Annotated in this window: 30 protein-coding genes and 1 tRNA gene; 20 read left to right on the forward strand and 11 right to left on the reverse strand. The window is 63.4% G+C overall.

Annotation, left to right across the window (positions count from 1 at the left end; genetic code table 11):
• The first annotated feature begins 89 nt into the window (after positions 1-89).
• The 3 genes from C7441_RS06740 to C7441_RS06750 are packed head-to-tail and all read left to right on the forward strand — an operon-like array spanning position 90 to position 2,095.
• On the forward strand, positions 90-719 hold the full coding sequence (locus tag C7441_RS06740) for a PAS domain-containing protein (RefSeq protein ID WP_109612224.1): 630 nt from the start codon (positions 90-92) through the stop codon (positions 717-719).
• Positions 641-1,438, forward strand: coding sequence for a sensor histidine kinase (locus tag C7441_RS06745; protein WP_109612225.1), 798 nt, complete (start codon positions 641-643; stop codon positions 1,436-1,438). The genes C7441_RS06740 and C7441_RS06745 overlap by 79 nt, the downstream gene beginning before the upstream one ends.
• A 9-nt stretch (positions 1,439-1,447) precedes the next feature.
• Complete coding sequence (locus C7441_RS06750) at positions 1,448-2,095, forward strand: response regulator (RefSeq protein ID WP_026060754.1); 648 nt, start codon at positions 1,448-1,450, stop codon at positions 2,093-2,095.
• Between the two features lie 107 nt (positions 2,096-2,202).
• Here C7441_RS06750 and C7441_RS06755 read toward each other — a convergent pair whose 3' ends face one another.
• On the reverse strand, positions 2,203-2,601 hold the full coding sequence (locus C7441_RS06755) for a low affinity iron permease family protein (RefSeq protein WP_109612433.1): 399 nt from the start codon (positions 2,599-2,601) through the stop codon (positions 2,203-2,205).
• A 220-nt stretch (positions 2,602-2,821) separates the two neighbouring features.
• Here C7441_RS06755 and C7441_RS06760 point away from each other — a divergent pair, with 220 nt between their 5' ends.
• Together C7441_RS06760 and C7441_RS06765 are read left to right on the forward strand one after the other, a co-directional pair.
• Positions 2,822-3,574 (forward strand): 2OG-Fe(II) oxygenase, encoded by a 753-nt coding sequence (locus C7441_RS06760; protein WP_170125034.1) that lies wholly within the window; start codon positions 2,822-2,824, stop codon positions 3,572-3,574.
• A 7-nt stretch (positions 3,575-3,581) separates the two neighbouring features.
• The gene (locus tag C7441_RS06765; RefSeq protein WP_109612226.1) at positions 3,582-4,199 is read left to right on the forward strand and encodes a methylated-DNA--[protein]-cysteine S-methyltransferase; all 618 of its coding nucleotides are present in this window, start codon (positions 3,582-3,584) and stop codon (positions 4,197-4,199) included.
• An 84-nt stretch (positions 4,200-4,283) separates the two neighbouring features.
• Here C7441_RS06765 and C7441_RS06770 read toward each other — a convergent pair whose 3' ends face one another.
• Positions 4,284-6,077: an ABC transporter ATP-binding protein/permease gene (locus tag C7441_RS06770; protein ID WP_109612227.1), complete on the reverse strand. Its 1,794-nt coding sequence runs from the start codon at positions 6,075-6,077 to the stop codon at positions 4,284-4,286.
• A 171-nt stretch (positions 6,078-6,248) separates the two neighbouring features.
• Between C7441_RS06770 and C7441_RS23990 the strand changes: the two genes are divergently transcribed.
• Both C7441_RS23990 and C7441_RS06775 read left to right on the forward strand, forming a co-directional pair.
• Positions 6,249-6,392, forward strand: a complete 144-nt coding sequence (locus tag C7441_RS23990) for a hypothetical protein (protein WP_157173767.1) — start codon at positions 6,249-6,251, stop codon at positions 6,390-6,392.
• 159 nt (positions 6,393-6,551) lie between these two features.
• Entirely contained in the window at positions 6,552-6,824 is a 273-nt protein-coding gene (locus tag C7441_RS06775; RefSeq protein WP_109612228.1) for a hypothetical protein, read from the forward strand.
• Between the two features lie 54 nt (positions 6,825-6,878).
• Here C7441_RS06775 and C7441_RS06780 read toward each other — a convergent pair whose 3' ends face one another.
• Genes C7441_RS06780 through C7441_RS06795 form a run of 4 tightly spaced genes read right to left on the reverse strand, consistent with a single transcriptional unit; the run spans position 6,879 to position 10,382 of the window.
• Positions 6,879-7,718, reverse strand: coding sequence for a metal ABC transporter permease (locus C7441_RS06780; protein WP_109612229.1), 840 nt, complete (start codon positions 7,716-7,718; stop codon positions 6,879-6,881).
• A complete protein-coding gene (locus C7441_RS06785) occupies positions 7,715-8,575 on the reverse strand; it encodes a metal ABC transporter permease (protein WP_109612230.1) in 861 nt (286 codons plus the stop codon). Before C7441_RS06785 ends, C7441_RS06780 begins: the two co-directional genes overlap by 4 nt.
• Entirely contained in the window at positions 8,572-9,477 is a 906-nt protein-coding gene (locus tag C7441_RS06790; RefSeq protein WP_019173971.1) for a manganese/iron ABC transporter ATP-binding protein, read from the reverse strand. The genes C7441_RS06785 and C7441_RS06790 overlap by 4 nt, the downstream gene beginning before the upstream one ends.
• Positions 9,474-10,382 carry a metal ABC transporter substrate-binding protein gene (locus C7441_RS06795; protein ID WP_109612231.1) on the reverse strand — a complete coding sequence of 303 codons (909 nt, stop codon included), beginning with the start codon at positions 10,380-10,382 and terminating at the stop codon, positions 9,474-9,476. Before C7441_RS06795 ends, C7441_RS06790 begins: the two co-directional genes overlap by 4 nt.
• Before the next feature lie 341 nt (positions 10,383-10,723).
• Here C7441_RS06795 and C7441_RS06800 point away from each other — a divergent pair.
• Positions 10,724-10,808, forward strand: a tRNA-Leu gene (locus tag C7441_RS06800).
• A gap of 207 nt (positions 10,809-11,015) precedes the next feature.
• On the opposite strand, the gene C7441_RS23995 is transcribed toward C7441_RS06800, so the two are convergent.
• A complete protein-coding gene (locus C7441_RS23995) occupies positions 11,016-11,165 on the reverse strand; it encodes a hypothetical protein (protein ID WP_170125035.1) in 150 nt (49 codons plus the stop codon).
• A 364-nt stretch (positions 11,166-11,529) separates the two neighbouring features.
• Here C7441_RS23995 and C7441_RS06805 point away from each other — a divergent pair, with 364 nt between their 5' ends.
• From C7441_RS06805 to C7441_RS06820, 4 genes are all read left to right on the forward strand, one after another.
• Entirely contained in the window at positions 11,530-12,051 is a 522-nt protein-coding gene (locus tag C7441_RS06805) for a hypothetical protein (protein WP_109612232.1), read from the forward strand.
• A gap of 3 nt (positions 12,052-12,054) precedes the next feature.
• A complete protein-coding gene (locus tag C7441_RS06810; protein WP_109612233.1) occupies positions 12,055-13,287 on the forward strand; it encodes an HlyD family secretion protein in 1,233 nt (410 codons plus the stop codon).
• Between the two features lie 236 nt (positions 13,288-13,523).
• Positions 13,524-14,111: a YqaA family protein gene (locus C7441_RS06815; RefSeq protein WP_109612234.1), complete on the forward strand. Its 588-nt coding sequence runs from the start codon at positions 13,524-13,526 to the stop codon at positions 14,109-14,111.
• A 30-nt stretch (positions 14,112-14,141) separates the two neighbouring features.
• The gene (locus C7441_RS06820; RefSeq protein WP_019172220.1) at positions 14,142-14,657 is read left to right on the forward strand and encodes a disulfide bond formation protein B; all 516 of its coding nucleotides are present in this window, start codon (positions 14,142-14,144) and stop codon (positions 14,655-14,657) included.
• A 137-nt stretch (positions 14,658-14,794) separates the two neighbouring features.
• Here the strand turns inward: C7441_RS06820 and C7441_RS06825 are convergent, their stop codons facing one another.
• On the reverse strand, positions 14,795-15,352 hold the full coding sequence (locus C7441_RS06825) for an HNH endonuclease (RefSeq protein WP_019172221.1): 558 nt from the start codon (positions 15,350-15,352) through the stop codon (positions 14,795-14,797).
• Between the two features lie 110 nt (positions 15,353-15,462).
• A complete protein-coding gene (locus tag C7441_RS06830) occupies positions 15,463-16,122 on the reverse strand; it encodes a DNA-3-methyladenine glycosylase family protein (RefSeq protein WP_109612235.1) in 660 nt (219 codons plus the stop codon).
• Positions 16,123-16,195: 73 nt separating this feature from the next.
• Between C7441_RS06830 and gluQRS the strand changes: the two genes are divergently transcribed.
• Positions 16,196-17,080, forward strand: coding sequence for a tRNA glutamyl-Q(34) synthetase GluQRS (gene gluQRS, locus C7441_RS06835; RefSeq protein WP_109612236.1), 885 nt, complete (start codon positions 16,196-16,198; stop codon positions 17,078-17,080).
• 73 nt (positions 17,081-17,153) lie between these two features.
• Here gluQRS and C7441_RS06840 read toward each other — a convergent pair whose 3' ends face one another.
• Positions 17,154-17,441, reverse strand: a complete 288-nt coding sequence (locus C7441_RS06840) for a hypothetical protein (protein WP_109612237.1) — start codon at positions 17,439-17,441, stop codon at positions 17,154-17,156.
• 164 nt (positions 17,442-17,605) lie between these two features.
• On the opposite strand from C7441_RS06840, the gene C7441_RS06845 reads away from it, so the two are divergent.
• On the forward strand, positions 17,606-18,496 hold the full coding sequence (locus tag C7441_RS06845; protein WP_109612238.1) for a DMT family transporter: 891 nt from the start codon (positions 17,606-17,608) through the stop codon (positions 18,494-18,496).
• Here C7441_RS06845 and C7441_RS06850 read toward each other — a convergent pair.
• Positions 18,463-19,353, reverse strand: coding sequence for a YihY/virulence factor BrkB family protein (locus tag C7441_RS06850; protein WP_019172226.1), 891 nt, complete (start codon positions 19,351-19,353; stop codon positions 18,463-18,465). The genes C7441_RS06845 and C7441_RS06850 overlap by 34 nt on opposite strands.
• 238 nt (positions 19,354-19,591) lie before the next feature.
• Here C7441_RS06850 and C7441_RS06855 point away from each other — a divergent pair, with 238 nt between their 5' ends.
• The 6 genes from C7441_RS06855 to C7441_RS06880 all read left to right on the forward strand — a co-directional run bounded on the left by C7441_RS06855 (position 19,592) and on the right by C7441_RS06880 (position 24,117).
• Positions 19,592-19,789, forward strand: coding sequence for a twin transmembrane helix small protein (locus C7441_RS06855; protein WP_019172227.1), 198 nt, complete (start codon positions 19,592-19,594; stop codon positions 19,787-19,789).
• Between the two features lie 22 nt (positions 19,790-19,811).
• A complete protein-coding gene (locus C7441_RS06860) occupies positions 19,812-20,393 on the forward strand; it encodes a cob(I)yrinic acid a,c-diamide adenosyltransferase (RefSeq protein ID WP_019172228.1) in 582 nt (193 codons plus the stop codon).
• A gap of 30 nt (positions 20,394-20,423) precedes the next feature.
• On the forward strand, positions 20,424-21,194 hold the full coding sequence (locus C7441_RS06865; protein ID WP_109612239.1) for a rhomboid family intramembrane serine protease: 771 nt from the start codon (positions 20,424-20,426) through the stop codon (positions 21,192-21,194).
• A gap of 225 nt (positions 21,195-21,419) precedes the next feature.
• A complete protein-coding gene (locus C7441_RS06870) occupies positions 21,420-22,169 on the forward strand; it encodes an electron transfer flavoprotein subunit beta/FixA family protein (RefSeq protein ID WP_026060405.1) in 750 nt (249 codons plus the stop codon).
• 24 nt (positions 22,170-22,193) lie between these two features.
• A complete protein-coding gene (locus C7441_RS06875) occupies positions 22,194-23,123 on the forward strand; it encodes an electron transfer flavoprotein subunit alpha/FixB family protein (RefSeq protein ID WP_019172231.1) in 930 nt (309 codons plus the stop codon).
• Positions 23,124-23,238: 115 nt separating this feature from the next.
• On the forward strand, positions 23,239-24,117 hold the full coding sequence (locus tag C7441_RS06880) for a 3-hydroxybutyryl-CoA dehydrogenase (protein WP_109612240.1): 879 nt from the start codon (positions 23,239-23,241) through the stop codon (positions 24,115-24,117).
• Positions 24,118-24,137 lie beyond the last annotated feature (20 nt).

Genomic DNA, 24,137 nt, shown 5'->3' on the forward strand with positions numbered 1-24,137 from the left:
GGGGATCGCGATTTAACCACGATCTACCTCGGTTCTAACGGTCACTGCACCTGTGAATGCCTGCGGCTGGGACGCAGGAGAGGTAACTCATGTCAGAGACATTCCGTATTGGCGAGCTTCATGGGGTTGGGGCCGAGCGGAACCTCGGCACCCGCCAGAAAGTGATCGCCAGCCTTACGCTCACCATCGGCTTCGTCGTCCTCGTGACGAAGATCTTCTCGATCGGCTTCCTGTCGCCGGTGTATCGCCATCCCGACCAGGAAGACTGGATTCTGATCTTCGCACTCTCCCTGATCATCATGCTGGTCTATGCGCTGGTGCGTTCGGCCGGCCGTGTCGCCGCCGCCGAGGCCGAATGGCAGAACGTGCAGCGCGCCCTGCAGGAAAGTCGCGCGCGCCTGGAAACCATCGTCGAGAACCTGCCGGTCGGCGTTGCGGTGGCGGAAGCCTCCGGCCGCCGGATCGTGCTCAGCAACCAGAGCTTCCAGCATCTGTGGCGCTTCCCCGATGCGGCTCTCGGCAGCGTTGCCGATGACGAGCGCTATGTCGGCTACCATTCCGACGGCCGCAGCTACGAGGCCAAGGACTGGCCGCTGGCGCGCGCGCTCGAGCACGGCAACATCGTGCTGGACGAGGAGATGTGGATCAGCGCGGCGACGGCACGCGCGGCTGCATCTCGGCCAACGCGGTGCCGATCCGCGACAATCATGGCCGCATGACGGCGGCCGTCGTGACCCTGACCGACATCACCGATCGCAAGTCCGCCGACGCGGAGCGCGACCGGCTGACCAGGCGCCTGCTGAAAGCCCAGGAGGCGGAGCGCCTGCGCATCGCCCGCGAATTGCATGACGAGCTCGGCCAGGACCTCACCGCGCTGTCGCTGGGCCTCAAGAGCATGGAACTCGAGCCGGCGCTCAAGGAGAAGAAACTGCAGACGCGACTGTCCGAGATGCGCGCCATCGTCGAGCATATGAGCGTCGAGGTGCATGGCACCGCCTCCTCGCTGCGACCGACATCGCTGACCGACCTTGGCTTGCGCGAGGCGCTGAATTGCCTTGTCGCCTCATGGGCGGAGCGGCTCGACATCTGCGCCGACGCCCATCTCGAAGCGCTCGACGGGCAATTGAGCGACGAAGGCCAGCTGGTCGTCTATCGCGTGGTGCAGGAGGCGCTCACCAACGTCGCCAAGCATTCGGGAGCCAAATCGGTCAGCGTCACCGCGCAATGGGCCGACGGCGTCGTGCGTGTCGCCATCGAGGACGACGGCCGCGGCTTCGATCCCAATCCGGACAGGCGCAGAAAGACGAACTGCCTGGGCCTGTCGGGCATGCGCGAGAGACTGGCCCTCGTCGGCGGCTATCTCAGTGTCGAAACGGCCCCCGGCCAGGGCACGACGGTTTACGCAGCACTTCCATCATCCCCTTCTATTCACGTTTGAGTTTTTGTCATGGTGCAAGTCCCCCCTTGTCGTCGCGTTTTTCTGGTTGATGATCATCCCGTGGTTCTGGCCGGGGTAAAATCCATGGTCGAGGCGCAACGCGACCTCAAGGTCGTGGGCGTCGCCGGCGACGCGGAAAGCGCGATAAACGGCATTCGCGAGACCGACCCGCATGTGGTCGTCATGGATGTCTCGCTGCCTGGCACCAACGGCATCGCGCTGGTGGAAAGGTTACGGCAGGAATTCCCGCAGCTTTCGGCGCTCGCCCTCACCGTTCACGAGGAATCGGCCTACGTCCATCAGCTGCTACAGGCGGGCGCACGCGGTTTCATCCTCAAGCGATCAGCCGCCGAGGAGCTTATCCATGCGATTCGCTCGGTTCTGGCCGGAGGCATTTATATCGATCCCACCATTGCGGCGAAGATACTGAGCGCGCCGAAAGTGCCGGTCGCCAGCGCCGAGACGCTGAGCGAGCGCGAAATCTCGGTGATCAAGCTGGTCGCCAAAGGCTACAGCAACAAGGAGGTTTCGGCGCAGCTTTCCCTCAGCGTCAAGACGATCGAGACCTATCGCGCAAGGGCTGCCGAAAAACTCGGCCTGAGAACCCGCGCCGCGCTCGTGCGCTACGCCACCCTGGAAGGATGGATGGTCGAATAACGCCCGCTGGAGCGTTTCCTGGTTTTACGGAGCGGCTGGCCGCCCCATCTATTTGTTTCCACGCATTTGCGGACGCAAAGCCGATTCGCACTTTTGCTGGAAAGGCTCTAACCCGCATCCGGCATCGCCTTGCCGGCAACGGAATGTCCCGCCTTCCTTGCGGCCCGCTCGCAGCGCTGCCGGAATTCCTCCACCTCCTCTTCCGTCAGATGCTCGATGCCGATGAACAGGTTCCGGCCCTTGCTGACGCGAATCAGTTCGTCCAGCTTTGCCTGAATGGCGGCGCCGTCGCGATTCTGCGTATTCTGGATCAGGAACACCATCAGGAAGGTGATGATGGTGGTGCCGGTGTTGATGATAAGCTGCCAGGTATCGGAGAAGTGAAGAAGCGGCCCCGTGCTGCCCCAGATGACGATCGCGGCGCAGCACATCATGAAGGTCAGCGGCAGGCCCGCCGCATGCGCGACCCTGTTGGCGATGTCGGTGAAGATTCTGTTCGAGGACATGGGCATATTTCCGGGTGATGCCGACGAGCGGACAATGGACATGACTTGGAAAAGGGAACGGAACCACGAATTTAAGGTTCCAGTGGCCGGCATTCCGCGCGCCGGGACCCCCTGGCAGGAATCGGGTGGCGGTCGGGTGGCCGCATGCCAGAATGGGTGGCTCCCATAGTCGCCTCAGGCGGCCGCGCCCGCCTGAGGCCGAATCCGCAGGAAATAAAGAATGAATACCCAAGCGAACACCGCCATGTCACAGGAAGCCCCGCCGCCTTCCGCCGACGCACGCGTCGCGGCCCGCGACTGGCCGGCGACTACCGCAGAACTGGACGACTACGGCTGTGCGGTACTGGAAAAGCTGCTGACCCCGCAGGAATGCCGGGATTTCGCGGCGCTCTACGCGCGGGAGGAGCACTTTCGCAGCCATATCGAGATGGCCCGGCATGGTTTCGGCAAGGGGGAATACCGCTATTTCCGCTATCCGCTGCCGGAATTGCTGGATGGTCTGCGCACTGCGCTCTATGCCCGCCTTGCACCGATCGCCAATGCGTGGAACGAACGCCTGAACGTCGCCATGCGCTATCCGGCCGGCCACGCCGATTTTCTGCGGCTGTGCCATGAATCCGGGCAGACACGGCCGACACCGCTGCTGCTGCAATATGTTGCGGGCGATTTCAACTGTCTGCATCAGGACCTTTATGGCGAGCTTGCCTTTCCGCTGCAGGTGGCCATCCTGCTTTCCGAACCCGGACGGGATTTTACCGGCGGCGAATTCGTGCTGACCGAGCAGCGCCCGCGCATGCAAAGCCGCGCGGAAGTGGTGCCGCTGCGCCAGGGCGATGCGGTGGTGTTTGCCGTGCACAACCGCCCGGTGAACGGTACCAAAGGTGCCTACAGGGTCAATCTGCGTCATGGGGTGAGTCGCCTGCGCTCCGGTCGGCGGCAAACGCTGGGCATCATCTTCCACGATGCCAGATAGGAAGAATATGAGCGGATCACAGCCCGCCCGCAGAGCACCCCGCGAGCCGATCCGGCTGTTTGCCTGCACGCTGGCCACGCCGCTTGGCGGTTTCGTGACTGTCGTGGATACGGAAGGCCGGTTGCGGGCCGCGGAATTCGAAGACCGGCCCGAGCGATTGGAACGCTCGCTGCTGCTGCGATTCGGCCGTGAAGGCCACCGGCTCGAACAGGGCGCCGGCACGAACACCATATCCATGGCTCTCGAAAGCTATTTCGCCGGCGACATCCGCGCCATAGACAGCATCGAGACGGTGCTGGACGGCACGCCGTTCCAGAATTCCGTCTGGGCCGCCCTGCGCACGGTGGAAGCCGGCGCTCCCATTTCCTATGCCACGCTCGCCGCCCGCATCGGCAGGCCGGAGACCTCTCGCGCGGTGGGGCATGCCAATGGCACCAATCCGTTCTCGATCATCGTGCCCTGTCATCGCCTCGTCGGGTCAAACGGTGCGCTGACGGGTTATGGCGGCGGCATCGAACGCAAGCGCTGGCTGATCGACCATGAGGCGCGCGCTGGAGCATGTTGCAGCCAGGTGGAATCGCATGGCGTCGCACACAACCGGAAAAATCAATCAGATAGACCATGATGTCGCCCGAAAACCGCTTCACGCTTTTCGCTGACGCGGTCCTTCGGTTCGGCATCATGGTCTATCGGCAAATAGCCGATAGCGTCACGCGGTTGGCGCCACCGCATCCGATGTCGCGACATGCAGCGGCTTCAGCGCCTGACCGGCCGGGTCTTTGGCGAGCCGCAATGTGCGCTTGAAGAAATGGCCGTTGCGCTCGCCGCGGCCGATATTGATGATCGTCGCATGGGCGAGGTCTTTCTCCAGTATCGCCAGCATACGCCGGTGCGTGTCCGGGTCCACCATGTCCAGCGCCTCGTCGATGACGATCCATCCCGGCTTGTGCAGCGCAAGCCGGGCAAAGGCCAGCATACGCTGCTCGTCCTCGCTCAGCTCGCGTTCCCAGCGCGCGCTGCGATCGAGCGAGCCGGTCAGCCGGGAAAGGCCGACCTCTTCGAGACGCGTGGCGAGATCGGTTGGTTCGAAGGCCTTGATGCCGCGCGGATAGCACAGCACATCGCGCAAGGTGCCCGGAGGGAAGTAGGGCCGGCGCGGCACGAAAGCCGGCGTTTCGCCTTCCGGCAGGCCGATGCGGCCGCTGCCCCACGGCCACAAACCGGCGATGGCCCGGAAGAACAGCGTCTTTCCGGTGCCCGGCACGCCGGTCAGCAGCACGCGCTCGCCCGGTAATATCTCCACATGTTCATCGACCAGCCGGGTGGTGCCGCCGGGCGACACGACGGCGACCCGTTCGAAGGTCATCTTCCCGTCGTCGGAGGGGAAGAACTCGATGCGCTTTTCCACCTCGTGCAGCACGTCGGTGCGCAGCACGGCGGTGCGGAAGGCCGAGACGCGCAGCAGCGTGGCGCGCCAGTCCGTGATGCCGTCGATATTGTTCACGAACCAGCGCAGCGATGCCTGGACCTGGTTGAACGCGCCGACGGCCATCATCAGGCCGCCGAAGCTGATGTCACCGGCGAAGTAAACCGGAGCGGCCACAACGATGGGCGCCACGACCGCGCCCCAGCCATAGCCGGCTGTCACCCATGTCAGCCGCGTCAGCGCCCACAGGATGCGGCGCGTCGCTGCGAGCACCGCGTTGAGATCGAAGTCCAGCCGCCGCTTTTCGTCCGCCTCGCCGCCGGCCAGCGCGATGGCGTCGATATGCTCGTTGACGCGCATGAGCGAGTAGCGCAGTTCGGCTTCCTTCGCGTAGCGGTCGGCATTGAGCTTGATCAGCGGGCGGCCGACCAGCCAGCTCAGCCAGGATGCCGTTCCGGCATAGAGGATGGCGGCCCACACCATGTAGCCCGGAATGGCGAAGCTCGAGCCGGCGACATGGAAGACGAAACCCGCCGACAGCGACCACAGCACGCTGACGAAGCTGATGAGCAGCACCATCGCCTGCAGCAACCCTACCCCGAGATCCGTGCAGAGATCGCTGAGATGGCGTGAATCCTCGTGCAGCCGCTGGTCGGGATTGACGCCGATCGCACCCGCATTGGCGAGCCGGAAGGCACGCCGCGGCTCCATCCACACCCCGATGAGATCGCGCGTCAGACCCTCGCGCAGCTTCAGCCGGATCATCTGGTTGAGCCATGTCTGGGCGACGTTGAGCAACAGCAGAAAAACCGCGATCTCGGCAAAGACGACGAGCTGATGGAAGAATTCGGGCAGGTCGCGCCGCTCGATGGCGTCGTAGAACGGGCGGTTCCAGCGGTTGAGCAGCACCTGCCCGACAGCGGTTGCCACCACCACCAGCATCATTCCCGACGACAGCAGCAAAAGCATGTTGCGCGTGGGCGAGGAAAGGAAAGCGCGCCACATCATGGCAAGCTGAAATCCCAGCCGCTCCTCATGGCCTTCCGGTGGCAGGGCATCCGACTTGGCTTCGGCCATGGGCGCAATCCTTTTGCCGTCACGGTCCTCGTTGAGGATAATGCGCTGAAGCGGATGATCTTTGCCAGCCTGCCGATCAACTCTGCGTGGTGGCAGGTCGGCAACGGCAGGCGCTTTCCCTCCGGCGGCAGAGCTTCTAGATTGGCGCAGGCTTCATCGAGGGAGGATGTCATGGCCGCACCGCTTGCTCAACGCACGCAAACGCCCGAACCGCCCGACGGCGTGCCCGAGAAGGTCGGCACCGTGATCGGAAACCTCGTCTTTGCGGCAAGCCTGGCGCTTGTCCTGTGGCCGATCGTGCGGCGTTTTCTCTGAGAGAGACCCGATGGTCGGCTTTTGCCCCGCAATCGCCATCATCACGGCTCATCAATCACAGGTGTCAGCAAGCCTTGCAGGTGGACTCTGTATCACCGGTAGAGCATGATGAACTGTCCAGGGGGACCACGGAATCCTAACCACCCAAGGGAGGGAAATGTGTCTTCCAATGCTTATCAATACTATCTGTCGCCAGACGACATGACCAAGATCGAACGGGTTTTGGCCGAAGCTGGCAATTATTATGGCCAATTTGAGCGCCTCGGCGCCGCCAACTATCTTACGCGCAAGTTCCAGGAAGGCGTGACCGAGGAAACCGCATTGATGCTGGCCCTGCATCGGTACCTGAAAACCCGTGGGGCCTGGCAGCATGCACCCGCCGGCGGTTCCGAGTACCGACCGCCCCGCCATCATCACCATCACCACGGCTGAGCCGTAACGCCCTCGCATGTTTAGACATGCGAGGGCGTCTGCATAAGACAGGCATCAATTGGCCATGCCGGCGCGGCTTGCCTTGCGCGTCGTGCGCACGAAGGCGGCGATGAACACGGCGGTCAGCAGCAGCACGATGGTGGGCGCCGGCGCGCTGTCTATGAAAAACGCCAGATAGACCCCGAAGAACGAGGCCAGCACCGCGACGACGACCGCCACGACCAGCATCCCGCCAAGGGTCCTGGCCAGCAGGAAGGCGATGGCTCCCGGCGCGATCAGCATGGCGATGGCAAGGATGATGCCGACGGCCTTGAGCGCGGCAACGATGGTCAGCGACAGGATCGCCAGCAGGCCGTAATGCAGAAGGCGCACCGGCAGGCCAACCGCCCGCGCCTGCGCCGGGTCGAAAGCGTGCAGCAGCAGATCGCGCCACTTGACCGCGATTACCCCGGCCACCGCCACGGCGATGATGCCGGTTTGCAGGATGTCGCCCCAGTTCACGCCCAGCATGTCGCCGAACAATATGTGGTCGAGATGCACATCGGTCTCGATCTTGACGTACAGCACCAGGCCCAGCCCGAACATTCCCGAAAACACCACGCCCATGACGGTGTCCTGCTTGATGCGGCTGTTTTCCTTCAGATAGCCGGTGGCGAGCGCACAGGCCATGCCGGCTGCGAAAGCGCCGAGCGCCAGCGGCAGGTTGAGTATATAGGCCAGCACCACCCCCGGCAGGATGGCATGGCTGATCGCGTCGCCCATCAGCGACCAGCCCTTGAGCACCAGGAAGCAGGAAAGCAGCGCCGCCGGCACCGCCACCAGCACCGAGATGATCAGCGCATTGACCATGAAATCGAACTGGAAGGGCATGAGAAGCGTTTCGAGGAAGCTCATCGGTCCGCCTCCAGCGCCTGCGCCGCACGCCGGCGCGCCGCCAGCATGCCATGCTTGGGCGCGAGGAAAAAGGCGACGAGGAAGATCGCCGTCTGCAACACCACGATGATGCCGCCTGTCGCGCCGTTGAGGAAATAGCTGACATAAGCGCCGACGAAGCTGGTGGCCGCGCCGATGACCACCGCAATCACCAGCAGCCGCGGGAAGCGGTCGCTCAGCAGATAGGCGGTGGCACCCGGCGTCACGACCATGCAGATGACCAGAAAGGCCCCGACCGTCTGCAGCGCCGCCACGGTGGAGGCCGACAGCAGCGTGAAGAACATGATCTTGAGCAGCGACGGGTTGAGACCGATCGAGCGCGCATGGCTCTCGTCGAAGAAAACGACCATCAGGTCCTTCCACTTCACCAGCAGGATCGCCAGCGACACGAAGCCGATGATGGCCAGTTGCAGCGTGTCCTCCGGCGTGATGGCAAGGATGTTGCCCAGCACGATGGTCTGGATGTCCACCGAGGTGGGCGACAGCGAAACCATGAAAAGGCCGAGCCCGAAGAAGGAAGAGAAGATCAGGCCGATAATGGCATCTTCCTTGAGCCTGGTGCGCTGATTGAGGAAAAGCATCGCCGCCGCCGCGAGGCCGCCCGAAAAGAAGGCGCCGATGGAGAATGGCAGGCCCAGCATATAGGCGCCGGCCACCCCCGGCACGATGGAGTGCGAAAGCGCATCGCCGATCAGCGACCAGCCCTTGAGCATCAGATAGGCCGACAGAAAGGCGCAGACGCCGCCGACGAGGGCCGAAACCCACATGGCGTTGACCATGTAGCTGTAGGAGAACGGTTCGAGCAGCAGGGAACTCATTCGCGCTCTCCGCTCCGCTTCTGCTTCATGTGGCCGTTTTCGCCGTAAAAGACCACCGGGCGCTCGTCATCGGTGATGACGGCAAGCCGGCGCCTGTCGTCGTCTTCGTGCAGGCCGGCGCCACCGAGCACGAAATGGCGCAGCACGCCGCCGAAGGTCTTTTCCAGATTGGCCTGGGTGAACACCTCCTCGGTGCGGCCATGGGCAAGCACGGTGCGGTTCAAAAGCACGGTGCGGTCGCAGAATTCCGGAACGGAGCCCAGATTGTGCGTGGAAACGAGCATCACCCGGCCCTCTGCCCGCAACGCGCGCAACAGCTTGATGATTGCGTCCTCGGTCTTGACGTCGACGCCGGTAAAAGGCTCGTCGAGCAGGATGACGCGCCCGTCCTGCGCCAGTGCGCGGGCCAGGAAGACGCGCTTCTTCTGCCCGCCCGACAATTCGCCGATCTGGCGCTTGCGGAAATCGCTCATGCCGACACGGGCGAGCGCCGCCGCCACCGCCTCACGATCGGCGTGACGGGGAATGCGCATCATGCCCATATGGCCGTAGCGCCCCATCATCACCACGTCCTCGACCAGAACGGGGAAGTTCCAGTCGACATCCTCGCTCTGCGGCACATAGGCCACGAGGTTCTGCTTCAAGGCCCGCTCCACCGGCTGGCCAAGAATGGAGATTTCGCCTTGCGCCAGCCGCACAAAGCCCATGATGGCCTTGAACAGCGTGGACTTGCCGGAACCGTTGACGCCGACCAGTGCCGTGATCGTACCGGTCGGGATCGCAAAGCTGGCATCACGCAGGGCGGTGTGGCCATTGCGGTAGGTGACGGTCGCATTGCTGACCGCAAGTCCCTGCCCCGCATCGGAAGATACGGGGCCACGGGAGGGCGCGCGCTCATTCATTGCGCCAGCCCCTTGGCGATGGTGTCGGAGGTCACGCTGAGCAGGTCGATATAGGTCGGCACCGGCCCGTCGGCCTCGGTGAGCGAATCGACATAGAGCACGCCGCCATAGGTCGCGCCGGTCTCGCGCGCCACCTGCCTGGCCGGCTTGTCGGAGATCGTGCTTTCGGAGAACACCACGGCGATGCCGTTTTGCCGGACCGCGTCGATCACCTTGCGCACCTGCTGCGGCGTTCCCTGCTGATCGGCGTTGATCGGCCACAGATAGAGTTCCTTCAGGCCGAAATCGCGCGCCAGATAGCTGAATGCCCCCTCGCTCGAAACGAGCCACCTTTTGTCCTCCGGAATGGCGGACAATTCCGCCCGGATAGGATCGATGGCGGCATTGATCTTGGCCTTGTAGGCTTCGGCATTCGCCTTGTAGGCCTCGGCGTTGGCCGGATCGTGCGTCACGAAGGCATCGCGGATATTGTCGACATAGGTGAGCGCGGCCGATGGCGACATCCAGGCATGAGGATTGGGCTTGCCGGTATAAGGCCCCTCGGCAATGCCCATCGGCTCGACGCCCTCCGAAACGACCACGCCCGGCACGTCCTTCAGGTTGTGGAAGAATTTCTCGAACCACAGTTCCAGACCGAGCCCGTTCCACAGGATAAGCTGCCCGCCCTGCGCCTTGCGAATGTCGCCCGGCGTGGGCTGGTAATTGTGGATTTCGGCGCCCGGCTTGGTGATCGATTCCACGGTCGCGGCATCGCCGGCCACGTTCCGTGCCATGTCGGCGATGACCGTGAAGGTCGTCACCGCCTTGAACTTCTCCTGCGCAAAAGCAAGCGCGGCCACCGACATGGCCGCGACAGCGCCCCCGATCATACCGGCGAGAACCGCGCGCCTGAGCTTATCCAGCATTCCCTCATCCTTCTTGCAACTAAATCTCATCTGCATGTGTATACGGGCCATCACAACATTGCAATTGCAATTCGTTTGCAACAAGAAAAAGAAATGGCACACGACACCGGCAAGCCGGACAGCCCGCCATCCTCACGAAACCGCCCAGGCGGTTGGCGTGAGGCCACGCAGTTCATTTACCGTCGCGCAGCTCTACGACCCCGTCAACCAATGTGCGCACACGCGGCCGCCCGTGCGCCGTCGTCAATGAGGGAAGGACGAGCCAGCGGGGCCGGATGAAATTTCATCTGCTTTGACCACTTCCTTCGCCGAAGCCGATATGCTACGGGCGAATCCCGAATGCCCCTTTGGCGGAATTGGTAGACGCGGCGCACTCAAAATGCGTTTCCGAAAGGAGTGCTGGTTCGAGTCCGGCAAGGGGCACCATATACCCGGTCACAGCCGTTCATGGCTGCGGCGCATGATATCAGGAAGCCCGGTTTTCCGGGCTTTTTTGTTGGCTCATACGCGCAGGCTGACCTGGCGAACACGCTGCGCGTCACCTGCGTCGCAGTCGGCCATGAACTCCCGGAAGAGACATCCGCCACAGCGGCGAAAGCCAGCCTCGCCACCGGGCTCCTTCTGCGTTTGCGCCTAGACAAACACCATTACGACGATCGCGCCGATGACGATAAGTATCAGACCACCGATCAGCATCGGCAGGAGGGTGCTTCCGGAATCACCACCGCTTGCCGCATCGCCTGTGGTCGTGACCGGCTTCTTCGGAGTTCGCTCATTGGCCATTTCACACTCCCATGCCCGCTACGACATTCCACACTAAGGCGGGATGGCCACCGCGTGAACCACAGATCGCGCACGGAAAAGCTGGGATGCGGGCTGGGAAGCGTGGCAGATCAACAGGCCATCTCAAGTCGGAGGGGATCCTTCACCGTGTCGGGGTTGTCCGCAATGAAAGCCGGCACGATCGGCCAGCAGCTTTTCCGAATCTCGGACACGCCTGAACCGAGATCCTGCCCATAGGGATTTTCCCGGCTTGTGTTGAACCGCTCACCGCTGCAACCATGACTGAGCCTGACTTTACGCCGAGAGAAGGCAGCAGGACATGTCACCAGTTATCCGGCCGACCGTGCTGGGGGGACTCGTCGAGATGTTCAGTCTGCTTGCCGGCCATGCCGCCTTCGCGCAGGAGACGGCCACGGCGCATCCGGCCGCAATCGAGCATTTGCCATTCTTCATCACCGCTCCCGGCCAAACCGATGTCCTCTTCGTCGTCGTGGCCATATTCCTGGTGGCGATGATCCTCATCATCGGCAACCTCTACTTCCAGCTTCATGCCCTCCCGGAACGCGTGGCACATCGCACGAGCAAGGTTCAGCTGGAGATTGTGGCCGTCCTCGCACTGCTCGCTCTTTTCACCCACAATCACCTTTACTGGATTGCCGCCCTTCTGCTGGCCCTCGTCAGGCTGCCGGATTTGTCGACGCCGATGGCCTCGATGGCCGACTCGCTCAAGAAGCTTGCCGACCGGGCCGATGCCCTCCGCAGCGAGCGAAATTCACCTGCGGGCACGGCGCGGGCTCCCGACGCGCCCGAAGCTCGCGCCGCGGGAGAGGACATCCAGGACAATACTGCGGCACCGGCTGCCGAGACGCCAAAAGATGGAAACTGAGCCATGTTGGAATTGCTGCTCTGTTCCATGGTCACGATTTTCCCGGACTATCTCTTTCGCCGCTACGTTCAGGGCAAGAGAATCGGGCGCGAACTGACCCTTTATTCCGTTTGGTATGAGTTGCGATGGGGCATCACGGCTTGTCTGCTGCTTACGATTTCACTGATCACCCTGATCTTCTACTTCCACCCCTCGACAACCAATGTCGCGGCCATTTTCCGTACGGTCACCATCCTTCCCGAAACGAGCGGTCGTGTCGCCGAAGTCTATGTGGACGTGAACGAAAAGGTCGAAGCTGGTGCACCCCTGTTCCGGCTCGACAGTTCCGAGCAGGAAGCCGCACGCGAGACGGCTCAACGACGTATCGCTGAAGTCGATGCAGAGATTGCGGTGGCGCAGGTGGAACTGGCCGAAGCTGATGGCCGGATCAGGCAGGCGCAGGGCGCTCATTCCCAGGCCATCAACGAACTGGAGACCAAAACCCAGTTGCGGGCACGAAACAAGGATGTCGTCGCGGCTCGTGAAATCGAGCGCCTGCAAGTCGCGGTTGATGCCCAACAGGGCGCGGTCGACGCGGCGGTCGCCAACAAGCGGACCCTGGAAACGAAGCTGTCTTCACTTCTGCCCGCCCAGAAGGACAGCGCGGAAGCGGCCCTGGCCCAGGCACAGATCGATCTGGACAAAACGCTTGTCCGTGCCGGCATTGCCGGAACGGTCCAGCAGTTCACGCTTCGGCCCGGCGACATCGTCAATCCCATGCTGCGCGCGGCAGGCATCCTCGTTCCTGCCGAAGCAGGGCGCAAGGCCCTGATTGCAGGCTTTGGCCAGATCGAAGCGCAGGTCATGAAAGCCGGCATGATCGCGGAGGTTACCTGCATCGGCAAACCCTTCACCATCATTCCAATGGTCGTAACGCAGGTCCAGGACGTTATTGCCGCGGGTCAAATCCGTCCGACCGATCAACTGATCGATGTTCAGCAGATAGCGCGGCCGGGAACGATAACGGTCTTTCTGGAGCCGCTCTTCGCAGGGCAACTCGAGGGTATCCCGCCGGGAAGCAGTTGCATCGCCAATGCCTACACCAACAATCACGACGCCATCGCGTCAGGCAAGCTGAGCACGCCACATTCACTGTTCCTCCATGTGGTGGACACCGTCGGGGTCGTACATGCCATGATCTTGCGGATACAGGCGCTGCTGCTGCCGGTTCAAACCCTTGTCTTCAGCGGACATTGACTGGCGCCCACATCACGACAGCACCGGTTCACGGATCGTTCGGGACGCCGGCCCGGGGCATCGGACAAAACCGGCCCTAAATCTGGAATTATACCCAGTCGCCGCGTTGCCCGCATTGGCTCACATACGCCGCGCTGGCGCGCGCACGGGGTCATTCTGTCGATTTCGTGAAGCGTCCGCCATTGTGAAGCCACGGAAATCTTTCTAGACAAGGCAACCCACCAACGGAACATTCCATGCTTCGCAGACTTTACGACTGGACCCTGTCGCTGGCCGCGCGCAAATCCGCCGAATGGTGGCTCGCCTTCATTGCCTTCGTGGAAAGCTCCGTCTTCCTCGTTCCGGCCGACGTGCTTTATCTGCCGATGGCGCTGTCACGGCCCGACCGGGCCTATCGCTACGCGCTGGTCGCCACCATCGCTTCGGTGCTGGGCGGCATCGCCGGCTGGTATCTCGGCTATTACGCCTATGAGAGCATCGCCAGGCCGGTGCTGGAATTCTACGGCAAGTTCGACGAGTTCGAAGCGCTCCGGACGTCTTCGGGCATGGGCTTCATCCTGCTGATGCTCGTCACCTCCGGCGTGGCCCATCTGCCGCCGATCAAGGTGGTGACGATCCTGGCCGGGGTCATGCATGTCAATCTGGGCCTGTTCATCGTCTCGGCGATCATCGCGCGCGGTGCGCGCTTCTTCTTCCTGGCCTGGCTGCTGCGCCGCTATGGCGCACCGATCCGCCATTTCATCGAGGAGCGCCTGGGGCTTATCGCGGGCGGTGCGGCGGCCGCGCTCATCGTTCTCTACGTCGCGGTCAGATACGCCCTCTGACCCCGCAAATCACGGCAACGGAAGACCCTCATGTCCAGCCTCACCCAACCCACCAGCAGCGTCCAGACCGTCACCGCGCTCCTGCTGCTCGTCGCCATGGCGGCGGTTGTCGGCACGGCGCTCGGCTTCGAGCATATCGGCGGCTACATACCCTGCAAACTGTGCCTTGAGCAGCGCACGCCATACTATATCGGCGTGCCGCTGATGGCCGTCGCCGCGCTGTCGTCGACCCTGCACTGGCCAGCGATGATCACCCGCGGGCTTCTCCTGATCGGCGGCTTGCTGATGCTCTACGGCCTCGGCCTCGCGGCCTATCACTCGGGCGTCGAATGGGGCTGGTGGCCCGGTCCGGCCGACTGCACGGCGGTTTCGGCGCCGGTGAACACCAATGGCGGCGGCATTCTCGACGCCCTCAACACGGTGATGCCACCCTCCTGCGAGAAGGCGGCCTTGCGTATCCTGGGTCTTTCCATGGCCGGCTGGAACGTCATCGCCAGCCTGATCCTGACGGTCATCGCCTTTCGCGGCGCGACCGGAAAGCCGTGAATATCTGCAAAAAGGCGGCTTGAAACCATCAAATCGGGACGACGATTTGCATGAATCGTCGCCCCGGTCCCTCTCATTTTACCCAAAAGAGTGGCCATTTTCCACGAATACGGGCTCCCGATTTCCGGGATCAGCCTCTACGGTTCCAGTTCGACATCCCAGTAGAGATAGTCCATCCAGCTTTCGTGCAGATAGTTGGGCGGGAACAGCCGGCCATTGTTGTGCAGGTCGTGCACGGTCGGCTGATAGGGCGTCTGCTTCGGCCACATCCTGGCCTGCGCCGGCATCAGCCCGCCCTTCTTCAGATTGCAGGGGGAGCAGGCGGCAACCACGTTCTCCCAGGTGGTGGCCCCGCCGCGATGGCGCGGGATGACATGATCGAAGGTCAGGTCCTCCGGGGTGCCGCAATACTGGCACTGGAAGCGATCGCGCAGGAACACGTTGAAGCGGGTGAAGGCCGGATAGCGCGACGGCTTGACGTAGGTCTTGAGACTGACGACGCTGGGCAGGCGCATCGAGAAGGACGGCGACGAAACCGCGTGCTCATATTCGGCGACGATGTTGACCCGGTCGAGGAACACAGCCTTGATGGCATCCTGCCACGACCAGAGCGACAAGGGGTAATAGCTGAGCGGGCGATAATCCGCGTTCAGCACAAGTGCGGGAAGGCCATCCGGTGAGACGGTGACCGTCACTGACGTACCTCCTTGTTCATCGAACCTGTCGGCGCAAATACTGTACGCCCGGCATGACAGGGATGTGAAGCAGTTTCGGTGTCATTCACCCCGTGGAAAAAACACCGATTTCAGGCTTTTTTTGGCATTTGCGAGGGAGGTGCGGCGTCTCTGCCACGCGTTTCACGATAATATGACCAGAAAAGCCGGGCCGCGACGCCCCGCCACGGGCTCCATGATTCGGCCAGCCCGATCAGCGCTTTCTCGCCCGGGCGCGGGTCCACGCGGAGCGCCTGCCCCACCGCCGTTTGCAATGCCACGTCGCGCGCGGGAAATATGTCGGGATGGCCGGCGGCGAACAGCAGATAGACCTCCGCCGTCCACGGGCCGATGCCCGGCACGGCCGTCATGTGATGGATTGCATCCTCCGCGTCGAGCCTGCACAGATGATTGAGGTCGAGCCCCTCCTGAACGGCCCGCGACACGGCAAGCAGGGTGCGTATCTTGGGCCGCGACAGGCCGGCCTCGCGAAACACCGGCTCGCCCGCATCGAGCAGCGCCTGCGGGGTGAGCGGATCGACCAGCCGGATCAGCCGCCCGAAGATGGCGTCGGCGCTGGCGCGCGACACCTGCTGCGAAACGATGATCGAGGCGAGGCTGAAAAACCCCGGTTCCGACAGCCGCAGCGGCACCTCGCCCGCCTGCGCGCGCACGTCGCTCAGGCGCGGATCGATGGCGCAGAGCGCGTCGAGCCCTTCGGCAATGTCGTCCAGGCAGGTGATTCGGCGCATGGGTCTTGTTCCGGTTCGGGCGGCAAAGTAGCAATCGGATCATGATCCGTTCAATCCGATACAGGCATTGCAGATGAACTCTCCTGCCAGGCCGGTCTTCCGCTTCGCGCCAAGCCCGAACGGCGAATTGCATCTGGGCCATGCCTGTTCGGCGCTGCTCAACTCGGACCTTGCCGCAGCCCTGCGCGGCCGCCTGCTGCTGCGCATCGAGGATATCGACATCACCCGTTGCACGCCCGCCTTCGAGGCGGCGCTGCTGCGTGACCTTGCCTGGCTGGGCATAGGCTGGGAGGAGCCGGTCCGCCGCCAGTCGGAGCATTTCGGGGAATATCGGGTGCTGCTGCAGCGCCTGATCGATGAGGAGTTGGTCTACCCCGCCTTCATGAGCCGCGGCGAAATCCGCGCGCATATCGCACAGGTGGAGACCAGCGGCGCACGATGGCCGCGCGATCCCGACGGCGCGCCGCTCTATCCCGCCTCAGACAAAACCCTTTCGCGCGCCGAGCGGCAGCGGCGCATCGACAGCGGCATGCCCTTCGCATGGCGGCTGGACATGGACGCAGCCCTCGCCCGCGTCGCCGCCCCGCTTTCATGGCAGGAATTTTCCGATATGACGCTGGCCGGAGCGGAAACCGTCGCGGCGCGCCCGCAGGACTGGGGCGACGTGGTGATCGCGCGGCGCGAAATCCCCACCAGCTATCATCTGTCGGTGATCGTCGACGATGCGTTGCAGGGCATCAGCCATGTGGTGCGCGGCCGCGACCTCTATTTCGCGACCGCCGTGCAGCGCCTGCTGCAAACCCTGCTGGGCCTGCCCGAGCCGCGCTATTTCCACCATCGCCTGATCCTCGGACCCGACGGGCGCAAGCTTTCCAAAAGCCTGGGCGACAGCGGCCTTGCCGCCTTGCGCGCAAACGGCGTGACGCCGGAGGAAATCCGCCGGATGGTCGGGCTCTAGCGGTTGCAGCCAGGTGGAACCACCTGGCGTCGCACACATGCGGCAAAATCAATTGATAGACCATGATGCCGGCTCAAAGGCGCGAGATCGCCGCTTTCGCGAAGGCCAGCAGAGCAAACAGCACGAAAGCGCCGCCCAGCCCCACCGCCATGGCAAATGTCATGTCGCTCAGGACGATATCGTAGAAATTGGCGCAAAGGATCGCGCCGAAAAAGCCGGCGCTCAGCAGCACCATATTGCCGACCGGGCCAAAGCCGTCCTCGCGCATGATGGCATCGAGCGCCGCGCCGAAGAAGAAAGCGACCACCGCCACGAGCGCGACCGCCATCAGCAGCCAGCCGGGTTCGAGATTCCACAGCATGCCCGCTCCTTTCGAAGCTTCGACAATCCGCGTCCCGTGAAATCGTCCTCAATCATCGTGAATTTATGGATCAATTGTTTCACTTTGCTTGCCGTCCTGAATGGCATTAGAGCAATCAACGGCGTGGGCCACGCCTGCCGTCACCGATCAACGGGTCAAGCATCATGCCAGCCCTCAAGCGTTTCCTGCCCGCCAGCTTCGTCATCCTGTGGTCCACCGGCTTCATCGGCGCGCGCTATGCCATGCCGTGGGCCGAACCCTTCACCTTCCTGGCGGTACGCTTCGCGCTGGCCGCCACGCTGCTGGCGCTGTTGATCATGCTGATGCGGGCGCGTCGCGTCGGACCCCACATAGCCCTGCATTCGACCATTGCCGGCGCGCTGATGCACGGCGTCTATCTGGGCGCCGTGTTCTGGGCGATCCATCGGGGCCTGCCGGCAGGCATCGCGGCGCTGATCGCCGGCCTGCAGCCGCTGGTGACGGCACTGGTCGCCGGACGCGTCCTCGGCGAAGACGTGCAGCCACGCCATTGGGCGGGCCTTGCCACCGGCTTTGCGGGCGTGGTCGTCGTGCTTTCGCCTCAACTCGGCACAATCGGCAGCGGCGTGACGTGGCAGACGCTGACGGCGGCGGTGATCGGCATGGCCGGCATGACCGCCGGCACCATCTGGCAGAAGCGCTTCGTCACCGGCAGCGACCTCGTCACCGGCACGCTCTATCAATATCTTGGCGGCGCGGTCCTGATGACGCTTGCCTCCTTCGCCCTTGAGACGCGCACCGTGACCATCAATGGCGAACTGATCTTCGCCATGGCCTGGCTGGTGCTGGTGCTGTCGATCGGCGCGATCTTCCTGCTGATGGTGATGATCCGCGACGGCGAGATGTCGAAGGTGTCGTCCTTGTTCTATCTGGTGCCGGTCGTCACCGCGATCATGGCCTGGGCGCTGTTCGGCGAGCATCTGACCCCGGTGCAGATCGCCGGCATGGTGCTGGCGACGCTCGGCGTCGGCCTTGCCACCGCTCAGGCGCCCACGCGCGCGCGGGCTTCGCGATAGCGTGTGATCGCGGCGTTCAGTTCCCCGCCCAGGATGAAGATCGCCGAGACGATGTAGAGGAACACGATCGCGATCATGATCGAGGCCAGCCCCGCATAGGTCGTCACATAGGACGAGAAATTGTCGAGATAACTGGCAAAGACCGTCGAGCCGACCAGCCAGCCGGCCAGGGTGAAGACGATGCCGGGCAGGATCGACACGAAGCTGCGCTTGCCGGCCGGCAGCCAGATATGCACAGCCAGAAGCCCGAGCACGATCACCGCCGAGGCGACGATGTAACGCCACAGCGTGATGGTGCCCATATAGGGCTTTATCCATTCGAAATGGGCTTCCGCCAGGCGCGCCAGCAACGGCGCGAACACCAGCAGCACGCTGATCGCGACGAAACCGATGGTGGCGATCAGGACGAAGGCAAGGCTTTGCAGCCGCCGAAAGATGAAGGAGCGCGTCTCGGTGACGCGATAGGCGCGGTTGAGCGCGCTGCGCAGCGCCTCGATGCCGTTGGAGGCAAAGAATGCGGCCAGCAGCGCACCATAGGTCAGAAGGTCGCCGCGCTGGACGGTCAGGACATTGACCACCTCGCTTGCAATGGGAGCCGCGATCTGTTCCGGCCAGGTGTCGAAGACGAGATGGACGGCGGTTTCCGCAAAGGCCCTGGCGCCCAGAAAGCTCGCCAGCGTGGTTGCGAAGATGAGGAAGGGAAAGAGCGCCATCAGCGCCGAGATGGCCAGGTAACTCGCCATCGCCCAACCGTCATCGTCGTTGAAATGGCCGAGCGCGTCGAACAGCACCCGCTTTATCGCGATGATTTTCCTCAATGCGGCCGCATCCGCGCGTGTTCCCTCGGCGCTTTCCATCGCCGAATATGTGAGCCATTGACTGCCCGTGGCAACCCTGACGGGCGGTGCCCCGGCCGGAACCGCAGGTTGCGCACAGCTCTCTGCGCCCTTCCATCTGGTTCATGCTGTTTTGCGCCATGCCCTTCTATCCCCCCGTCGCGGATCGCGTTATGTGAAGGGCATTGCCTGCCGGGATCGACCGCGCGCCCTGGCGCTGCCCGAACCCGGCCCGACCGAAAACGAAACTGGAAATCCTATGGCAAGCACTTTCAATTTCTTCGCAATCATCGTCATGGCATGCGTCGTCTTCGTGCTGCTGCGCGGGCTCATGAACATGATGCGGGGCGGCTCGGGCAACAGGTCCAACAAGCTCATGCAGATGCGTATAGTGCTGCAGGCGGTCGCGCTGGTGCTGATTCTCCTTGCGCTTTATTTCGGCGGCGTCCGCGGCTGACGATTTCGATGGGGGGACGGACATGGTGAAGCTCAACAAGATCTACACCCGCACGGGTGACGACGGCACGACCGGCCTCGGTTCCGGGGAGCGGCGGTTGAAATCCGACACACGGGTGGAGGCCTATGGCACGGTCGACGAGGCCAATGCCTGCATCGGGCTGGCGCGGCTGCATACGGCAGCGGACCACCCGCAGATCGACGCCATGCTGGCGCGCATCCAGAACGACCTGTTCGACCTCGGCGCGGACCTTGCCACGCCCGACACCGGCAAGCCGCTCGGCTACGAGCCCTTGCGCATCATTCCCGAACAGACCGCGCGCCTCGAAGCCGAGATCGACCTCCTGAACAAGAACCTGCAGCCGCTGCGGTCCTTCGTGCTGCCGGGCGGCTCGCCGGCCTCGGCGGCGCTGCATCTGGCCCGCACCGTCGCGCGCCGTGCCGAACGCATCATGGTGGCGCTGGCACAGGACCCGGCCGAGCACGTCAACCGCGACGGCATCAAATACATCAACCGCGTGTCCGACTTCCTCTTTGTCGCCGCCCGCGTGGTCAATGACAATGGAAGCACGGATGTGCTATGGGTTCCGGGCAAGAATAGGTAGCATCCCGCCGGGAGGGCGGAAGAAGAACCCATGTTCATTCCGCTCTACGATTCCAATCACCTCAGGCACATCAAGCACCAGTATGTGACGATCGGCCTGATCGCCATCAATGTCGCGGTGTATTTCCTCACCTCGTCGCCGGACGAATACACCACCCAGGCGCGGATGCTGGGGCTGGGCTATATTCCGTCGGTGGCCTTCGACAAGGCCATCCTGCCGGCGGAACTGACGATGGTGCCGGCCCTGCTGACCTATGTCACCTACGCCTTCCTGCACAACGACATCTTCCACCTCGGCGGCAACATGCTGTTCCTGTGGGTGTTCGGCGACAATGTCGAGGATGCGCTGGGCTATTTCCGCTACCTCGCCTTCTACCTACTGTGCGCCATCGCCGGCGCGCTCGTCCACGGGCTCGTCACGCCGGATTCGCAGGCGCCGCTGATCGGCGCGTCCGGCGCGGTGGCGGGCATCGTGACGGCCTATCTCATCCTCTATCCGCGCGTGAAGGTGTGGGTGCTGGCCTTCGGCCGCATACCCTTGCGCATCCCCGCCTATATCTCGCTCGGCCTGTGGATCCTGTTCCAGCTTTCCATGTTCTTCCTGGGCGACGCCGAGCAGATTTCATGGGCCTGCCATCTCGGCGGCATCGTGGCCGGCGGCTTGCTGGTGCTGGTGTTGCGCAGCCGCGACGTGCCGCTGTTCGAGCACGAGGAGGAAGAGCAGCCCGCCCGTTCCGCCGACCCCGCGCCGCGGCCCGCCGCGGTAGCGGACGACAACACCGCGCCCTGGGGACGGCGCTGAAATCCTTTCAGCCGGTGGCGCAAAGCTTTCAACCGATTTGGTTCGCCATCCGATATTGACGCGGATTTCCACGCTAACTAGGGTCCGCCGCGCACGGAAGCCCGACGCCACCGGCAAACGACTGGATTTCTGTTTTACCGTCCAATATGTCGTCATTCGACAAATGGACATGACACTGCTCTGCTAGAGAGCGCACCGAAGTTTCATCAGAGAGGTGACAAGCACATGAAAGTTCTCGTGCCCGTAAAGCGGGTTGTCGACTACAACGTGAAGATCCGCGTTAAGTCGGATGGCTCGGGCGTCGAACTGGCGAATGTGAAGATGTCGATGAACCCGTTCGACGAAATCGCGGTCGAAGAGGCGATCCGGCTCAAGGAAGCCGGCAAGGCCGAGGAGATCGTGGTGGTGTCGATCGGCCCGGCACAGGCCGCCGAAACGCTGCGCACGGCGCTTGCCATGGGTGCGGACCGCGCCATTCTGGTCAAGACCGACGAGACGGTCGAGCCGCTCGGCGTCGCCAAGGTGCTGAAGGGCGTGGTCGAGGCGGAAGCGCCCGGCCTGGTCATCCTCGGCAAGCAGGCGATCGACGACGACGCCAACCAGACCGGCCAGATGCTGGCAGCGCTTCTGGGCTGGGCGCAGGGCACCTTCGCCTCCAAGGTCGAGATCGAGGGCGATCATGCCAAGGTCACGCGCGAGGTCGATGGCGGCCTGCAGACCGTGGATCTGAAGCTGCCGGCGATCGTCACCACGGACCTGCGCCTCAACCAGCCGCGCTATGCCTCGCTGCCCAACATCATGAAGGCCAAGAAGAAGCCGCTGGACGAGAAGTCGCCGGCCGATTTCGGCGCCGACGTCACCCCGCGCCTGAAGGTGCTGAAGACCGAGGAGCCGGGCGGCCGCAAGGCGGGCGTGAAGGTGGCTTCCGTCGCCGAGCTGGTCGACAAGCTGAAGAACGAAGCCGGCGTGCTCTAGGGTTCGGAAGGAAAGGACAAAGACATGGCAATTCTCCTCATCGCCGAACACGACAACGCTTCGCTCTCCGACCAGACCGCCAAGGCGCTGACCGCCGCGCTGAAGATCGGCTCTGATGTCGACGTGCTGGTCGCCGGCAAGGGCGCCAAGGCAGCAGCCGACGCCGCCGCCAGGCTGACCGGCGTGCGCAAGGTTCTGCTCATCGAGGCCGACGAGCTCGCCGAGCGTCTGGCCGAACCGCTGGCCGCGACGATCGTGGCGCTGGCCGGCAACTACGACACCGTCGTCGCACCGGCGACCGCCTCGGGCAAGAACGTCGCCCCGCGCGTGGCTGCCCTGCTCGACGTCTCGCAGATTTCCGAGATCGTCGAGGTCGTGTCGGCCGACACCTTCAAGCGGCCGATCTATGCCGGCAACGCCATCCAGACGGTGCAGTCGGGCGAGGCCAAGAAGGTCATCACCGTGCGCACGGCCGGCTTCCAGGCCGCTGCCGAAGGCGGCTCGGCCACAGTCGAGACGGCTTCCGCCGCCGCCAATCCGGGCCTGTCCTCGTTCGTCGAGAACAAGCTGTCGGAAAGCGACCGTCCGGAACTGACCTCGGCCAAGATCATCATCTCGGGCGGCCGCGCGCTCGGTTCGGCCGAGAAGTTCCAGGAAGTGATCCTGCCGGTGGCCGACAAGCTGGGCGCCGCCGTCGGCGCCTCGCGCGCCGCCGTCGATGCGGGCTATGCGCCCAACGACTGGCAGGTCGGCCAGACCGGCAAGGTCGTGGCGCCGGAGCTCTACATCGCCGTCGGCATTTCGGGCGCGATCCAGCACCTCGCCGGCATGAAGGACTCGAAGGTCATCGTCGCCATCAACAAGGACGAGGAAGCGCCGATCTTCCAGGTCGCGGACTACGGCCTCGTCGGCGACCTCTTCACCATCCTGCCGGAACTCGAAAAGGCGCTTTGACGCCTGGCGGACAAGCATATTAAATACCGTGGCCGGGGTGGACGAAACCACCCCGGCCATTTAGTTTGCACTGCACAAAAAGCAGGCCTCGAGGCCAGAAGACGGGATCAGTGTAATGACCAACATTGAGACGATCGGTATTATCGGCGCTGGCCAGATGGGCGGCGGCATCGCCCATGTCGCGGCCCTGGCCGGATACAAGGTGCGCCTCTACGACATTTCCGGCGATCGCATCGAAAAGGGCATCGCCACCATCAGCGGCAACATGGCCCGCCAGGTCTCGGGCGGAAAGCTGGCCGAGGACATCCGGCAGGAAGCGCTGGCGCGCATCGGCGCCGCGCCCAACATGGCCGATCTCGCCGAAGCCGATCTGGTCATCGAGGCCGCCACCGAAGACGAGACGGTCAAGCGCAAGATCTATGCGCAGATCTGCCCCGTGCTCAACCCCGAAGCCATCCTCGCCACCAACACCTCGTCGATCTCGATCACCCGCCTCGCCTCGCAGACCGACCGCCCGGAGCGCTTCATCGGCATCCACTTCATGAACCCGGTTCCGGTGATGAAGCTGGTGGAACTGGTGCGCGGCATCGCCACCGAAGACCAGACTTTCGAGGCCTCCAAGGAATTCGTGCGACGCCTCGACAAGACCGCGACCGTCTCGGAAGATTTTCCGGCCTTCATCGTCAACCGCATCCTGCTGCCGATGATCAACGAGGCGATCTACACGCTCTATGAGGGCGTAGGCTCGGTCGAGGCCATCGACACCGCCATGCGGCTCGGCGCCAATCACCCGATGGGACCGTTGCAGCTTGCCGACTTCATCGGCCTCGACACCTGCCTGTCGATCATGCAGGTGCTGCATGACGGCCTGTCGGACTCCAAATACCGCCCCTGCCCGCTTCTGGTGAAATATGTCGAGGCCGGCTGGCTTGGCCGCAAGACCGGTCGCGGCTTCTACGACTATCGCGGTGAACACCCCGTGCCCACCCGTTGAAGGGAGCGCGGCCAGCGCTT

The organism is Pseudaminobacter salicylatoxidans (assembly GCF_003148475.1).
GTDB lineage: Bacteria > Pseudomonadota > Alphaproteobacteria > Rhizobiales > Rhizobiaceae > Pseudaminobacter > Pseudaminobacter salicylatoxidans.

What these genes read in the sequence shown, in the direction of transcription:
- C7441_RS23995 (WP_170125035.1), bottom strand. Translation starts at nt 11,165, where the DNA reads ATGGCCAATGAGCGAACTCCGAAGAAGCCGGTCACGACCACAGGCGAT.
- C7441_RS06860 (WP_019172228.1), top strand. Translation starts at nt 19,812, where the DNA reads ATGGTGAAGCTCAACAAGATCTACACCCGCACGGGTGACGACGGCACG.
- C7441_RS06830 (WP_109612235.1), bottom strand. Translation starts at nt 16,122, where the DNA reads ATGCGCCGAATCACCTGCCTGGACGACATTGCCGAAGGGCTCGACGCG.
- C7441_RS06840 (WP_109612237.1), bottom strand. Translation starts at nt 17,441, where the DNA reads ATGCTGTGGAATCTCGAACCCGGCTGGCTGCTGATGGCGGTCGCGCTC.
- C7441_RS06755 (WP_109612433.1), bottom strand. Translation starts at nt 2,601, where the DNA reads ATGTCCTCGAACAGAATCTTCACCGACATCGCCAACAGGGTCGCGCAT.
- C7441_RS23990 (WP_157173767.1), top strand. Translation starts at nt 6,249, where the DNA reads ATGGCCGCACCGCTTGCTCAACGCACGCAAACGCCCGAACCGCCCGAC.
- C7441_RS06845 (WP_109612238.1), top strand. Translation starts at nt 17,606, where the DNA reads ATGCCAGCCCTCAAGCGTTTCCTGCCCGCCAGCTTCGTCATCCTGTGG.
- C7441_RS06795 (WP_109612231.1), bottom strand. Translation starts at nt 10,382, where the DNA reads ATGCTGGATAAGCTCAGGCGCGCGGTTCTCGCCGGTATGATCGGGGGC.
- C7441_RS06790 (WP_019173971.1), bottom strand. Translation starts at nt 9,477, where the DNA reads ATGAATGAGCGCGCGCCCTCCCGTGGCCCCGTATCTTCCGATGCGGGG.
- C7441_RS06760 (WP_170125034.1), top strand. Translation starts at nt 2,822, where the DNA reads ATGAATACCCAAGCGAACACCGCCATGTCACAGGAAGCCCCGCCGCCT.
- C7441_RS06770 (WP_109612227.1), bottom strand. Translation starts at nt 6,077, where the DNA reads ATGGCCGAAGCCAAGTCGGATGCCCTGCCACCGGAAGGCCATGAGGAG.
- C7441_RS06820 (WP_019172220.1), top strand. Translation starts at nt 14,142, where the DNA reads ATGTCCAGCCTCACCCAACCCACCAGCAGCGTCCAGACCGTCACCGCG.
- C7441_RS06815 (WP_109612234.1), top strand. Translation starts at nt 13,524, where the DNA reads ATGCTTCGCAGACTTTACGACTGGACCCTGTCGCTGGCCGCGCGCAAA.
- C7441_RS06865 (WP_109612239.1), top strand. Translation starts at nt 20,424, where the DNA reads ATGTTCATTCCGCTCTACGATTCCAATCACCTCAGGCACATCAAGCAC.
- C7441_RS06850 (WP_019172226.1), bottom strand. Translation starts at nt 19,353, where the DNA reads ATGGAAAGCGCCGAGGGAACACGCGCGGATGCGGCCGCATTGAGGAAA.
- C7441_RS06805 (WP_109612232.1), top strand. Translation starts at nt 11,530, where the DNA reads ATGTTCAGTCTGCTTGCCGGCCATGCCGCCTTCGCGCAGGAGACGGCC.
- C7441_RS06875 (WP_019172231.1), top strand. Translation starts at nt 22,194, where the DNA reads ATGGCAATTCTCCTCATCGCCGAACACGACAACGCTTCGCTCTCCGAC.
- gluQRS (WP_109612236.1), top strand. Translation starts at nt 16,196, where the DNA reads ATGAACTCTCCTGCCAGGCCGGTCTTCCGCTTCGCGCCAAGCCCGAAC.
- C7441_RS06810 (WP_109612233.1), top strand. Translation starts at nt 12,055, where the DNA reads ATGTTGGAATTGCTGCTCTGTTCCATGGTCACGATTTTCCCGGACTAT.
- C7441_RS06785 (WP_109612230.1), bottom strand. Translation starts at nt 8,575, where the DNA reads ATGAGTTCCCTGCTGCTCGAACCGTTCTCCTACAGCTACATGGTCAAC.
- C7441_RS06750 (WP_026060754.1), top strand. Translation starts at nt 1,448, where the DNA reads ATGGTGCAAGTCCCCCCTTGTCGTCGCGTTTTTCTGGTTGATGATCAT.
- C7441_RS06740 (WP_109612224.1), top strand. Translation starts at nt 90, where the DNA reads ATGTCAGAGACATTCCGTATTGGCGAGCTTCATGGGGTTGGGGCCGAG.
- C7441_RS06870 (WP_026060405.1), top strand. Translation starts at nt 21,420, where the DNA reads ATGAAAGTTCTCGTGCCCGTAAAGCGGGTTGTCGACTACAACGTGAAG.
- C7441_RS06855 (WP_019172227.1), top strand. Translation starts at nt 19,592, where the DNA reads ATGGCAAGCACTTTCAATTTCTTCGCAATCATCGTCATGGCATGCGTC.
- C7441_RS06765 (WP_109612226.1), top strand. Translation starts at nt 3,582, where the DNA reads ATGAGCGGATCACAGCCCGCCCGCAGAGCACCCCGCGAGCCGATCCGG.
- C7441_RS06880 (WP_109612240.1), top strand. Translation starts at nt 23,239, where the DNA reads ATGACCAACATTGAGACGATCGGTATTATCGGCGCTGGCCAGATGGGC.
- C7441_RS06780 (WP_109612229.1), bottom strand. Translation starts at nt 7,718, where the DNA reads ATGAGCTTCCTCGAAACGCTTCTCATGCCCTTCCAGTTCGATTTCATG.